The following is an 11,882-nucleotide window of genomic DNA, read 5'->3' as shown; positions in this document are numbered from 1 at the left end:
GACCCTCGGATTTTTTGCGCTGGGCGGCATGGCCCCCGTCGCAAAGGCCGGCGAGCCCTACTGGCAATGCGTCACCTTCGCCCGGATGTTCTCGGGCATCGAAATCTTCGGCGACGCCCACACCTGGTGGTCCCAGGCCCAGAATCGCTTCCAGACCGGCGAACGCCCGCGGACGGGTTCGGTGCTGGCCTTCCAACCCAGCGGCCGCATGAGCCGCGGCCACGTCGCCGTCGTTTCGGAAGTGCTGACCGACCGCGTCATCCGCGTGACCCACGCCAACTGGGGCGGCAGCCGCGGCAAGGTCGAGGAGAACGTCACCGTCGTCGACGTCTCCGACAGCGGCGACTGGAGCGCGGTCAAGGTCTGGTACAATCCGATCAACGACCTCGGGACCAGCGTCTACCCGACCTACGGCTTCATCTACAAAGCCCCGGCCCAGCCGTCCGACGGCCTGCTGATGGCCTCGGCGCCCGCCGCCAGCGCCGGCCAGCCCTGAACCCCGGACCGACCGCGCGACACCCCGCTCGCGCTTGACGGCGGCCCACGTCCCGCGCTCCATGCCCGCAACCCGGGAGATTTCCATGCGCGCCCTCACCCCTCTCGCCCGGACGGCCCTTCTCGCCGCCCTCGCCCTGTCCGCCTGCTCGCCCTCGGCTGAGGATTCCGGCACCGCCGAGCCCGCCGCGGCCCCCGCGCCGACCCTGGCCGGGGCCGACCTGACCCGCCCCCTGCGGGTGGTCGGCACCGAGCCGTTCTGGGCGGTGGAGCTGACCGGGTCGGAGATGGTCTATTCCGGCGCCGACCGGCCCGAGCAGCGGGCCCCGCAGACGGCGCCCGTCATCCTGGGCTCCATGGCCGTCTGGGAGTCGACCACCGCCGCGGGCAACGCCCTCAAGGTGACCCTGACCGCCGCCGACTGCAGCGACGGCATGAGCGACCGCACCTGGCCGCTGACGGCCATGGTCGAGATCGGCGGAGAGACGCTGATGGGCTGCGCCGCCACCGTTAGCGCCGTCATGTCGGCCGGCGAAAGCGGTCGCGTCGTCGACGGACCTCAGCCGGCGGCCTGATCCCTCAGCGTCCTGAGCGCGCCCAGCCGGGCGAAGGCGATCGTCAGGGCCTTGCGCCGGGCCGGCGCCAGCGGTGCGGCGCAGGCCTCGCGCACCACCGCCCCGCCGAAGCCGTCGGCGACAATCAGCCCCGGTTCGTCCGGCAGGATGTCCGAGGGAAACTCCGGGGCCACGGCGAAATAGAACAGGTCGCAATACGGCCGGTACTCGCCCCATTTGCGGTCGACGCGGAAGTCCTCAAGCCCCGACTTGACCTCGCAGATGGCGATCTCGCCGCGCGGGCCCAGCGCCATCACGTCGGCCCGCCGGCCATTGGGCAGGCCGACCTCGAGCAGGGGCGCGAAACCCATGTCCGCCATCAGCCGCGCGGCGCCCCGGGTGACCGACACGGTCGTCGCGGGCCGGCTGAAGACGAGGTCGATAGAGAGGACGGCGGCGGACATGCCGACGTTATGTTCGGCTTTCGTTCCGGATTCAAGGCTTCGGGCTTAGCGGCCGGTGTGCACGATCCGGCTGGTGTCGAGGCCGGCGGCCCGGGCGCGGGCGATCAGTTGCGCCCGGATCGAAGGGGGCGGGGTCTGGCTCCTGTGCCAGACCCACCAGTCGGATCCGTCGGGCAGGGCGAGGATGGCCCAGCTGTAGTCCGCGGCCCGGTCCAGGACGCGGTAATTCTGGCCCGCCAGGCCGCCGAAGCTGAGCATGCCCGTCAGGGTGAAGCGGAAGCGGGTGTTGACGCCCGGATCGGTGACCCTGGCGTTGGCGCGCAGCAATTCGACCTCGTCATCGGGGCGCGTGCATCGAACCACGAGGCCGTAGCGGTTGGCGCGGTCCTGGGCGGTGAAATCGATCTGCGACCGGCGGCAGTCCCGCTGGATGTCGTTGGGACTTCGCAGGACCTCGAACCACCGCCCGCGGAACTGGTCCATGTCGACCGACAACGACTGGGCGGCGGCGGCCCCCGCCGACAGGTTCGTCAGGACGACGGCGACGGCGACGCCGAATGCACGGATCATGATGGCCTCCTCCGGTACAGCCCCACACCGCTGTACGACGGGCGAGGCCGACCGGATGAACGATCACAGAATAAACCGGCTCAGATCCGCGTCCCGCGCCAGATCGGCCACCTTGTCCCGCACCTGGTCCGCATCGAAGGCGATGGTCTGGCCGGCGAGGTCGGAGGCCTTGAAGCTGGTCTCCTCCAGCACCCGCTCCAGCACCGTCTGCAGCCGGCGGGCGCCGATGTTCTCGACCGTCGTATTGGCCGCCACCGCGGCGTCGGCGAGGGCCGCGATGGCGGCGTCGGTGAAGGTCAGGGTGACGTCCTCGGTGGCCAGCAGGGCCTGGTTCTGACGGATCAGATTGGCCTCGGGCTCGGTCAGGATGCGCACGAAGTCGTCGCGGGTCAGGGCCTTGAGCTCGACCCGGATCGGCAGCCGGCCCTGCAGCTCGGGCAGCAGGTCCGAGGGCTTGGCGACGTGGAAAGCGCCCGAAGCGATGAACAGGACATGGTCGGACTTCACCGGCCCGTATTTCGTCGACACCGTGGTGCCCTCGATCAGCGGCAGCAGGTCGCGCTGGACGCCCTCGCGGCTGACGTCGGCGCCCGAAGCCCCCTGCCGCGCCGCGACCTTGTCGATCTCGTCGAGGAAGACGATGCCCTCGTTCTCGGCCAGCAGCAGGGCCTCGCGGGTCAGGCTTTCCTGATCCAGCAGCTTGTCGCTCTCCTCGGTGACCAGCGGGGCGACGGCGTCGCGCAGCGGCAGCTTGACCGTCTTCGTCCGCCCGCCGCCCAGCTTGCCCAGCATCTCGGACAGATTGATCATGCCGATGCCGCCGCCGCCCGGCAGGTCGAGCCCCTGCATCGGCGAGGCCGTGTCGGCCAGCTGGAGTTCGACCTCCTTGTCGTCCAGTTCGCCGGCGCGCAGCTTCTTGCGGAAGCTGTCGCGGGTGGCCGGCTGGGAGCCCGGCCCGACGAGGGCGTCGAGCAGCCGCTCTTCGGCGGCGGCCTCGGCCCGCGCCTTGACGCCCGAGCGGCGCTTGTCGCGCACCATCACCAGCGCCGACTCGACGAGGTCGCGCATGATCTGGTCGACGTCGCGGCCGACGTAGCCGACCTCGGTGAATTTGGTCGCCTCGACCTTGAGGAAGGGCGCCCCGGCCAGCTTGGCCAGCCGCCGGGCGATCTCGGTCTTGCCGACGCCGGTGGGGCCGATCATCAGGATGTTCTTCGGCGTCACCTCGTCGCGCAGGTCCTCGGGCACGCGCTTGCGCCGCCAGCGGTTGCGCAGGGCCACGGCGACGGCGCGCTTGGCGTCGTCCTGGCCGACGATGAAGCGGTCGAGTTCGGAGACGATTTCGCGGGGGGAGAGGTCGGTCATGGCACTGAGATAGGGCGGCTCAGCCGCCGGCGGGAGGGGGCGGCGACGCGGGCGGCGGCGGAGGCGCCGGAATCAGCTGGGCGAGGACGATCCTTCAGCCGGCCTTCTGCCCGTTCCGCGGCGACCACGGGCGCGGCGTCCGGCTCCTGGGCGAGGGCGGGCGGGGCGAGCAAGGTCAGGGGCAGGACGAAGCGGGCGAGACGGCGCATGAGCGCGTATGGACGCCGGCCGGCCCGCCCTGTCCCGTCAAATCTCCGACGGACGGGTGCGCCGTTGCAGACGATCGGCTATGGCCGGATTCGCGTCGCTGCGCCGGAGCCGGCATGGATTTCCTCGTCATCGGTCTGGTCGCCTTCCTCGCCTCGGGCCTGACCCTCTATTCGGGGTTCGGGCTCGGCACCGTGCTGCTGCCCGCCTTCGCCCTGTTCTTTCCGGTCCCCGTCGCCGTGGCCGCCACGGGCGTCGTCCATCTGCTCAACGGCCTGTTCAAGGGCGGCCTGCTGTGGCGTCAGGCCCATTGGGGCACGGTGCTTCGCTTCGGCCTGCTCGCGATCCCCGCCTCGATCGCCGGGGCCTGGCTGCTGGGCCGCCTCGGCGCGGGCGCCGAACTGTTCAGCTGGAGTCTGGCGGGCCGCGCCTTCGGGCCGACGCCCGCCGCCCTCGTGGTCGGAGCGGTGATGATCGTGCTGGGCCTGCTGGAGCTCCAGCCGTGGTTCCAGCGCCTCGCCGCCCCGCCTCGCCTCGCGCCCCTCGGCGGGCTGGCGACCGGCTTCGTCGGCGGGCTGACGGGACAGCAGGGCGCGCTGCGCTCGATGTTCCTGCTGCGCTTCGGCCTCGACCCCGCCCGCTTCATCGCCACGGGGGTGATGATCGCCGTGCTGATCGACCTGTCGCGCCTCCCCGTCTACGCCCTCGCCGCGGGGGCCGCGTCCGGGGAGGTCGGCACGCGGCAGGGCCTGCTCGTCGCGTGGGCTGTGCTGTGCGCCTTCGCCGGCGCCTGGGGCGCGGTGCGCTGGCTGAAGAAGGTCACCATCGGACTCGTCCGGGGCGTGGTCGCCGCCGCCATGCTGGCGATCGGGGCGGCCCTCGTCGCGGGCCTGATCGGGACCTGACCGCGATCAGGACTCCAGGGTCTCCACGGTCAGATTGCCGTTGGTGTAGACACAGACCTCAGCGGCGATGGCCATGGATTTGCGGGCGATGGTCTCGGCGTCGAGGTCGGAGTTCTCGAGCAGGGCCCGCGCGGCGGAGAGGGCGTAGTTCCCGCCCGATCCGACCGCCGCCACGCCATGCTCCGGCTCGAGCACGTCGCCGACGCCGGTGACGGTGAAGATCGAGCTCCTGTCCGCGACCAGCAGCATGGCCTCGAGCCGGCGCAGATAGCGATCGGTGCGCCAGTCCTTGGCCAGGTCGACGCAGGCCCGGGCCAGCTGGTCCGGATACTGCTCCAGCTTGGCCTCCAGCCGCTCGATCAGGGTGAAGGCGTCGGCCGTGGCCCCGGCGAAACCCGCCAGCACCTTGCCGCCCGCCAGCACGCGCACCTTGCGCGCCGCGCCCTTGACGATGGTCGGGCCCATGGAGACCTGGCCGTCGCCGGCGATCACCGTGCGGCCGTCCTTGCGGACGGCGAGGATGGTGGTGCCGTGCCAGCCGGGGCTGGCGGTGTCGTTTGCGTTCATCATTCGTTTCAGATGGCGACGGAAATGCGGCGCGGCAAGCGGTTTGCGGAGGGATTCCAATGGCCCGTTGAGCCACATTCTCACCAATGTAACCCGTTACACTGGGAATTATCTGCCCCATAAGTCGCAATTCGAAGGAAGCACCGTGCTTCATCGCGTCATCTACGCAAGCGAAGCCGTCGGCATTACGGGCGCGTCGACCCTCTCGATCGCCCAGATTCTCGGCGTGTCAGAGCGCAACAACCGTCGCGATCACCTGACCAGCTGCGTGATGTTCCACCAGGGCCATATCCTGCAGGTGGTCGAGGGCGCGCGCATCGACCTCGACCGCCTGATGCGGCGCCTGCTGGACGATCCCCGGCACACCGGCTTCCGCGTTCTGGTCGACACTCCGATCGCGGAACGACGGATCGAAGAGCCCATGGGCGTGTGCGCGGATCCGTCCACGCTTCTGCGGCGCGTGGGACTAAGCTGCCTGTCCCGGATCACCGCCCGCGAGGCCGAGGTTCTGCTGGATATCCGCAAGGCCGCGTGACGGCGGGCCCGGGACCGCCTAATCGGGACCGGTGAGCTTCTCCGACGACGAAATCGAGCGCTACGCCCGCCACCTTGTGCTGGCCGAGCTGGGCGGACCCGGCCAGCAGCGGCTGAAGGCCGCGCGCGTGGCCATCGTCGGCCTGGGCGGGGTCGGCGCACCGGCGGCCCTGTATCTGGCGGCGGCCGGGATCGGCGTCCTGCGGCTGATCGACCACGACGCGGTGGCCCTGTCCAACCTTCAGCGCCAGATCGTCTTTTCCGAACAGGATGTCGGCCGGCTCAAGGTCGAGGCCGGCGCGGTCCGGCTCGCCGCTCTGAACGCCCATGTCGAGATCGAGGAGGCGGCCGAACGGCTGACTCCGGACAACGCCGCCTGGCTGCTCGAGGGCTGCGACATCGTCATCGACGGCACGGATGATTTCGAGACCCGGTTCGCGGTCAACGCCGCGTGCGTGGCGGCCGGAATTCCGCTGGTCTCGGGCGCGCTCGGGCGCTGGAGCGGTCAGGTCGGGGTCTTCACCGGCCGGCCCTGCTACCGCTGCCTCGTGGCCGAGACGCCGCCGGAGGCCGAGACCTGCGCCCGCGTCGGCGTCGTCGGCGCCCTGGCCGGAGTGGTCGGCTCGATGGCCGCGCTGGAGACGATCAAGCTGATCGCCGGCGCGGGCCAGCACCTGACGGCGCGGCTGCTGATCTATGACGGTCTGGCCGGAACCGCCCGAACCGTCGGCGTCGCCGCCGATCCGGCCTGTCCGGTCTGCGGCTGACCCGCGCCGCTACAGCATCGTCGGGATCACCCGATCGGGCGGACGATGGCCGTTCTGGAAGGTCTGGATGTTGACGATGACGCGGTCGCCCATGTCCTGCCGGGCCTCGAGGGTGGCCGAACCGAGGTGGGGCAACAGCACGACATTGGCGTGACCCAGCAGACCGGGGTGGATCGCCGGCTCGTGCTCATAGACGTCCAGTCCGACGCCGGCGATCGCCCGCCGCGCCACGGCGTCGGCCAGCGCCGCCTCGTCGATCAGCTCGCCCCGGGCGGTGTTGATCAGCAGGGCGTGCGGCTGCAGCCGGGCCAGACGTTCGGCCGACAGCAGGTGGTGCGTCTCCTTCGTCGCCGGGCAATTCAGCGAGATAATGTCCATCCGCGCCAGCATCTGGTCCAGATCGTCCCAGTACGTCGCGCCCAACTCTTCCGCGATCATGTCAGGGACGGGTTTGCGGTTGTGATAGTGGACCTGCATGCCGAAGGCCTTCGCCCGCCTTGCCAGCGCCTGGCCGATGCGGCCCATGCCGACGATTCCCAGCCGCTTGCCCCACAGCTTGCGCCCGGTCATCCAGGTCGGGGTCCAGCCTTCGAACCGTCCCTCGGCCACAACCTGGGCCCCCTCCACGATGCGGCGGCTGACGGCGAGGATCAGGCCCATGGCGAGATCGGCCGTGTCCTCGGTCAGAACGCCGGGCGTATTGGTGACGATCAGCCCGCGGCCGACCGCCGCCTCGACGTCGATGTGATCCACCCCGGCGCCGAAATTGGCGATCATCTTCAGCTGCGGGCCCGCCGCGGCGATCAGGCCGGCGTCTATGGCGTCGGTGATGGTCGGGACCAGCACGTCGGCGCGGGCGACCGCGGCCTCCAGCGCGGCCCGGTCCATCGGCGCGTCGGTCAGGTTCAACTCGGCGTCGAACAGCTCGCGCATGCGGGTTTCGACCGCATCCGGCAGCCGTCTGGTTAACACGACCTTAAGCCTGGGCGCGGACATTCGAAGCCTTCGATTTCACGGACGCCCAGTGTCTAGCAAAGCTCGTCCCCGCTTCCAAAGGCTGGCTGCGACCGCCGCCGTCATCGGCGCGGCGCTGTTCGCCAGCGCCGCCCAGACCATGCCCGATGGCCGGCCGACGCCGAGCGGCCAGCCGGTGCCCCGTTGGCTGTCGCTGAAGTCGTCCGAAGTGCATGCGCGGTTCGGCCCGGGCCTCGATCACCGCATTCTGTGGGAATACCGCGTCTCCGGCCTGCCGGTGCAGGTGATCGCCGAGACCACCGAATGGCGCAAGATCTGCGATCCCGAGGGCGCCGTCGCCTGGGTCCACCGCAGCGTGGTGTCCAGCCGCCGCAGCGTCTTCAACGCCTCTGACCACGAAATCCCGATCCATTCGGGGCGTTCGGAGACCGCGCCGGTGCGCGCCCGGCTGTCGCCCCGTTCGCTGGTGGCCATGGACGAATGCGAGGAGGGGTGGTGCAGGATTCGCGCCGGGCGGCTGCGCGGCTGGGTGCGGCAGACCGCAGTGTTCGGGGCCCAGGAACGGGCGCTGTGCAATGCGGCGCGGCCGGCGGGGACCGGCCGCCGCTGAACGTCCGGGCGGAACGCGGGTGGTTGAGCCCGCTCCCGTGCTCGTGTAACCCGGCGGCCACACCGGCCATGAACGGCGTCCGCGCCGCCGGCCCCCTGAGATGTGAGCGCCCGTGACCCAAACCGACCGTCCCTCCTCGTTCGACTATGAGGCGTTGCTGGCTTCGGGCCGGGGCGAGCTGTTCGGCGAAGGCAATGCGAAGCTGCCGGCCCCGCCGATGCTGATGTTCGACCGCATCATCACGATCAACGCGGACGGCGGCGCCCACGGCAAGGGCTATGTCGAGGCCGAGCTGGATATCCACCCCGACCTCTGGTTCTTCCAGTGCCACTTCATCGGCGATCCGGTGATGCCGGGTTGCCTCGGTCTCGACGCCATGTGGCAGCTGGTCGGCTTCTATCTCGGCTGGATCGGCGGCCCGGGTCGCGGCCGGGCCCTCGGCGTCGGCGAGGTCAAATTCACCGGTCAGGTGACCCCGGACATCAAGAAGGTGGTTTACAAGATCGACCTCAAGCGGGTCATCAACCGCCGCCTGGTCATGGGCATCGCCGACGGGGTGCTCGAAGCCGACGGCGTCCCCATCTATACGGCCACGGACATGCGCGTCGGGCTCTTCGGAGCGGCGGAACCGGTCGGCGGCTGATCCCATTCAAAGACCGCGGAAAACGCGGCGATCTGAGTTCAAGAAGGAAGCACCATGCGGCGTGTCGTCGTCACCGGACTGGGTATCGTCTCCTCCATCGGCACCGGGCAGGATGAGGTCGCGGCCTCCCTGCGCGCGGCGAAGTCGGGCGTGCAGCACGCCGCCGACCACGCCGCACACGGCTTCCGCTCGCAGGTCTGGGCCCCGCCGTCTCTGGGCGTGACCGCCGAGGACTGGGCCCCCCACGTCGATCGCCGCGCCGCCCGCTTCCTCGCCAACGGCACCGCCTGGGGTCACATCGCTTTCGAGGAGGCGCTGAAGGACTCGGGTCTGAGCGCCGAGGAGATCCAGGACGAGCGCATCGGCCTGATCGTCGGCGAGGGCGGCCCCTCGACCCAGGTCATCCTGCAGGCGGCCCAGACCACTATCGAAAAGGGCTCGCCCAAGCGCATCGGCCCGTTCGCGGTGCCCAAGGCTATGGCCTCGGGACCCTCGGCCGTGCTGGCCACCTGGTTTCAGCTGAAGGGCATCAACTATTCGATCAGCTCGGCCTGCGCGACCAGCGCCCACTGCATCGGCGCGGCGGCGGAACAGATCGCCTGGGGCAAACAGGACGTGGTCTTCGCCGGCGGCTGCGAGGACATCGACTGGTCGATGTCCAACATGTTCGACGCCATGGGCGCCATGTCCTCGAACTTCAACGACACGCCCTCGAAGGCCAGCCGCGCCTATGACAAGGATCGCGACGGCTTCGTCATCGCCGGCGGCGCCGGCATCGTGGTGCTCGAGGAATACGAGCGGGCCGTGGCGCGCGGCGCGACCATCTACGCCGAGGTCACCGGCTACGGCGCCAACTCCGACGGCTATGACATGGTCGCCCCCTCGGGCGAGGGCGCCGAGCGCTGCATGCGCATCGCGCTGGAAATGGCCGGCAATCCGAAAATCGACTATCTGAACCCGCACGGCACCTCGACGCCGGTGGGCGACAGCAAGGAGATGGGCGCGGTGCGCAACGTCTTCGGCGACGCCATGCCGATGATCTCCTCGACCAAGTCGCTGACGGGTCACAGCCTCGGCGCGGCCGGGGCGCAGGAGGCCATATACTGCCTGCTGATGATGAAGCACGGCTTCGCGGCCGAGAGCGCCCACATCGAAAATCTCGACCCCGAGTTCGAGGGCATGCCGATCCTGCGCGAGCGCCACGACGGCGAGCTGACGCACGTCATGTCCAACAGCTTCGGCTTCGGCGGGACGAACGGCACGCTGATCCTGTCGAAGGTCGACCGCTAGGGTGACGGATCCGGCTGACGCAGGCCGTTCCACCGCTCCGACGCGGCAGCCGAGATGCAGGCGGCCAGCGCGTCGCTGTCGCGTTCCATATCCCTCATGCCATGCATCCGCGCCGCGCGCGGCCACATCCAGGTGTCCTGGGCGGCGGCGTCGGCCGGCGTGACGCCGCGTCCGAAGCAGCTGACCCGCAGCGTCTCGCCGCCAAGGCGGTGGTCGGTCGCCCCGGGCCCGTCGTCGAAGGCCACGACCACCGTGGGCGGCGTATCCGCCGGGAGGTCGGCCCGGGTCAGATAGTAGCGAATGCAGTAGTCGAGGCCGTGGTCCATCCGGTCACCGACGCACGAGCGAAACAGCGCCGGCTCGAGCGCCGGCGGGGCCCAGTCGAATCGGCCCCACCGCGCGTCGCCGAGACTGTCGAGAGACGACCGGCCATACTCCGCCTGGAGCTGGCGCAGATTGTCCAGGGTGACCACCGTCACGGCGACGCGCGGGCGCTCCCCTGCCTGGACCGGAGCGGCGACCGGAAGCGCGAGCACGGCGGCAAGAACGGCGGCGGGCGGAGTCAGGCGCATCGATAGCCTCCACTGGGCGTTTTCCGCATACTGGCCCTGTTTCATCGCGACGGAAGCCGCCCGAATCTGACGACCGCCCGGAGGCTGCGTCCTGCCCGATCCCTACATCCTGTTCCTGCTCGGCCTCGGCGCCGTGGTGCTGCTGGTGTCCTGGGCCCCGGTCGGGTTGAAGCGCGTGCCGCTGACCCTGGCGATCCTTTGCGTGTCGATCGGGGTGACGGTGTTCTCGAGCGGCCTTCTCTCGTTCAACCCCGATCCCCGAACGTGGGACACGGCGACCGAGCGGCTCACCGAGCTGGTCGTCATCATCAGTCTGATGGGCGCCGGGCTGAAGCTGGATCGGCCGCCCGGCTGGCGACGCTGGGCCACGACCTGGCGGCTGCTGATCGTGGCCATGCCCCTGACCATCGCGGCGGTCGCCTTTCTGGGCTGGGCCGGGCTCGGTTTCAGCCTGGCCATGGCCCTGCTGTTCGGGGCCAGCATGGCGCCGACCGATCCGGTGCTGGCCGCCGACGTCCAGGTCGGACCGCCGAAATCCGGCGACGAGGACGAGGTCCGCTTCGGCCTGACTTCCGAGGCGGGGCTGAACGACGCCCTCGCCTTCCCCTTCGTCCATCTGGCCATTCTCGCCGCCGCCGGGGGTCTGGCGACCCAGGACGGCCTCACCGACTGGTTCACCATCAAGGTCGGCTGGAAGCTGCTGGCAGGGCTGGGGGCCGGCTGGCTGATCGGCCGGATTCTCGGCCACCTGCTGTTCCGGAGCCGGCGCGGCCTGTCCAGGCTCGGCGACGGTCTGATCGCCCTGGCCGCCACCCTGATCGCCTACGCCGTCACCGAGCTGGTCCACGGCTACGGCTTCCTCGCCGTCTTCGTCTGCGCCGTGACCATTCGGGCCTCGGAACGGGATCACGACTTCCATCAGGAGATGCACGACTTCTCCGACCAGATCGAACGGCTGCTGATGATGCTGCTGCTGGTGCTGTTCGGCGGGGCCCTTGCCAACGGACTGCTGTCCAGCCTGACTTGGACCGACGCCCTGATCGGCCTGGCGGTCGTGTTCGTAGTGCGGCCGGTCGCCGGCCTGATCGCCATGACGGGATCCAGCCAGCCGTGGCGCGAGCGGCTGCTGCTGGCCTTCCTCGGCATCCGCGGGGTCGGCTCGGTCTATTATCTCGCCTACGGCATCAACCACGGCGATTTCGGCGACAGCGAGCGGATCTGGGCTGTGGTCGGCTTCATCATCCTGGTGTCGATCATCGTCCACGGAGTCACCGCGACGCCCCTGCTGGCCCGGCTGGCCCGGCGGCGCGAGGCCGATGCAGCCTGACGCTTCCCCCCGAATGCGGGCGCTGCTAACCCTCCCG

Annotated in this window: 16 protein-coding genes; 9 read left to right on the top strand and 7 right to left on the bottom strand. The window is 70.1% G+C overall.

All coding sequences use genetic code 11. The annotated features are described in order from the left end of the window. Nucleotides 1-28: 28 nt before the first annotated feature. Both V6M45_RS09585 and V6M45_RS09580 read left to right on the top strand, forming a co-directional pair. The gene (locus V6M45_RS09585) at nt 29-496 is read left to right on the top strand and encodes a CHAP domain-containing protein (RefSeq protein ID WP_332655857.1); all 468 of its coding nucleotides are present in this window, start codon (nt 29-31) and stop codon (nt 494-496) included. Nucleotides 497-581: 85 nt separating this feature from the next. After that, the gene (locus V6M45_RS09580) at nt 582-1,070 is read left to right on the top strand and encodes a COG3650 family protein (protein WP_332655856.1); all 489 of its coding nucleotides are present in this window, start codon (nt 582-584) and stop codon (nt 1,068-1,070) included. On the opposite strand, the gene mmcB is transcribed toward V6M45_RS09580, so the two are convergent. From mmcB to V6M45_RS09560, 4 genes are all read right to left on the bottom strand, one after another. Then, nucleotides 1,055-1,513, bottom strand: a complete 459-nt coding sequence (mmcB, locus tag V6M45_RS09575) for a DNA repair putative endonuclease MmcB (protein WP_332655855.1) — start codon at nt 1,511-1,513, stop codon at nt 1,055-1,057. The genes V6M45_RS09580 and mmcB overlap by 16 nt on opposite strands. Nucleotides 1,514-1,558: 45 nt before the next feature. Then, nucleotides 1,559-2,083 (bottom strand): lipocalin family protein, encoded by a 525-nt coding sequence (locus V6M45_RS09570; protein WP_332655854.1) that lies wholly within the window; start codon nt 2,081-2,083, stop codon nt 1,559-1,561. A gap of 63 nt (nt 2,084-2,146) precedes the next feature. Beyond that, nucleotides 2,147-3,448: an ATP-dependent protease ATPase subunit HslU gene (gene hslU, locus V6M45_RS09565; protein WP_332655852.1), complete on the bottom strand. Its 1,302-nt coding sequence runs from the start codon at nt 3,446-3,448 to the stop codon at nt 2,147-2,149. After that, the gene (locus V6M45_RS09560; RefSeq protein ID WP_332655850.1) at nt 3,445-3,657 is read right to left on the bottom strand and encodes a hypothetical protein; all 213 of its coding nucleotides are present in this window, start codon (nt 3,655-3,657) and stop codon (nt 3,445-3,447) included. Before V6M45_RS09560 ends, hslU begins: the two co-directional genes overlap by 4 nt. A gap of 114 nt (nt 3,658-3,771) precedes the next feature. On the opposite strand from V6M45_RS09560, the gene V6M45_RS09555 reads away from it, so the two are divergent. Next, nucleotides 3,772-4,560: a sulfite exporter TauE/SafE family protein gene (locus tag V6M45_RS09555; RefSeq protein ID WP_332655848.1), complete on the top strand. Its 789-nt coding sequence runs from the start codon at nt 3,772-3,774 to the stop codon at nt 4,558-4,560. 6 nt (nt 4,561-4,566) lie between these two features. On the opposite strand, the gene hslV is transcribed toward V6M45_RS09555, so the two are convergent. Next, on the bottom strand, nt 4,567-5,127 hold the full coding sequence (gene hslV / locus V6M45_RS09550) for an ATP-dependent protease subunit HslV (protein ID WP_332655846.1): 561 nt from the start codon (nt 5,125-5,127) through the stop codon (nt 4,567-4,569). A 145-nt stretch (nt 5,128-5,272) separates the two neighbouring features. On the opposite strand from hslV, the gene V6M45_RS09545 reads away from it, so the two are divergent. Both V6M45_RS09545 and V6M45_RS09540 read left to right on the top strand, forming a co-directional pair. Continuing rightward, a complete protein-coding gene (locus V6M45_RS09545) occupies nt 5,273-5,662 on the top strand; it encodes a BLUF domain-containing protein (protein ID WP_332655844.1) in 390 nt (129 codons plus the stop codon). Between the two features lie 31 nt (nt 5,663-5,693). Continuing rightward, nucleotides 5,694-6,428 (top strand): HesA/MoeB/ThiF family protein, encoded by a 735-nt coding sequence (locus V6M45_RS09540; protein WP_332655842.1) that lies wholly within the window; start codon nt 5,694-5,696, stop codon nt 6,426-6,428. 9 nt (nt 6,429-6,437) lie between these two features. Here the strand turns inward: V6M45_RS09540 and V6M45_RS09535 are convergent, their stop codons facing one another. Continuing rightward, entirely contained in the window at nt 6,438-7,424 is a 987-nt protein-coding gene (locus tag V6M45_RS09535) for a 2-hydroxyacid dehydrogenase (RefSeq protein WP_332655840.1), read from the bottom strand. 28 nt (nt 7,425-7,452) lie between these two features. On the opposite strand from V6M45_RS09535, the gene V6M45_RS09530 reads away from it, so the two are divergent. From V6M45_RS09530 to fabB, 3 genes are all read left to right on the top strand, one after another. After that, entirely contained in the window at nt 7,453-8,013 is a 561-nt protein-coding gene (locus tag V6M45_RS09530; RefSeq protein WP_332655838.1) for an SH3 domain-containing protein, read from the top strand. Between the two features lie 112 nt (nt 8,014-8,125). Further along, a complete protein-coding gene (gene fabA, locus V6M45_RS09525) occupies nt 8,126-8,656 on the top strand; it encodes a 3-hydroxyacyl-[acyl-carrier-protein] dehydratase FabA (protein WP_332655836.1) in 531 nt (176 codons plus the stop codon). Between the two features lie 54 nt (nt 8,657-8,710). Next, complete coding sequence (fabB, locus tag V6M45_RS09520; protein WP_332655834.1) at nt 8,711-9,946, top strand: beta-ketoacyl-ACP synthase I; 1,236 nt, start codon at nt 8,711-8,713, stop codon at nt 9,944-9,946. On the opposite strand, the gene V6M45_RS09515 is transcribed toward fabB, so the two are convergent. Beyond that, nucleotides 9,943-10,518 (bottom strand): hypothetical protein, encoded by a 576-nt coding sequence (locus V6M45_RS09515; RefSeq protein WP_332655832.1) that lies wholly within the window; start codon nt 10,516-10,518, stop codon nt 9,943-9,945. The two genes, fabB and V6M45_RS09515, sit on opposite strands and share 4 nt — an antisense overlap. 136 nt (nt 10,519-10,654) lie before the next feature. Here V6M45_RS09515 and V6M45_RS09510 point away from each other — a divergent pair, with 136 nt between their 5' ends. Further along, nucleotides 10,655-11,845 (top strand): cation:proton antiporter, encoded by a 1,191-nt coding sequence (locus tag V6M45_RS09510; protein ID WP_332655830.1) that lies wholly within the window; start codon nt 10,655-10,657, stop codon nt 11,843-11,845. Nucleotides 11,846-11,882: the final 37 nt, after the last annotated feature.

This window comes from Brevundimonas sp. (assembly GCF_036676055.1).
Taxonomy (GTDB): Bacteria; Pseudomonadota; Alphaproteobacteria; order Caulobacterales; family Caulobacteraceae; genus Brevundimonas.
This window is presented reverse-complemented; position numbering and strand designations above follow the sequence as displayed.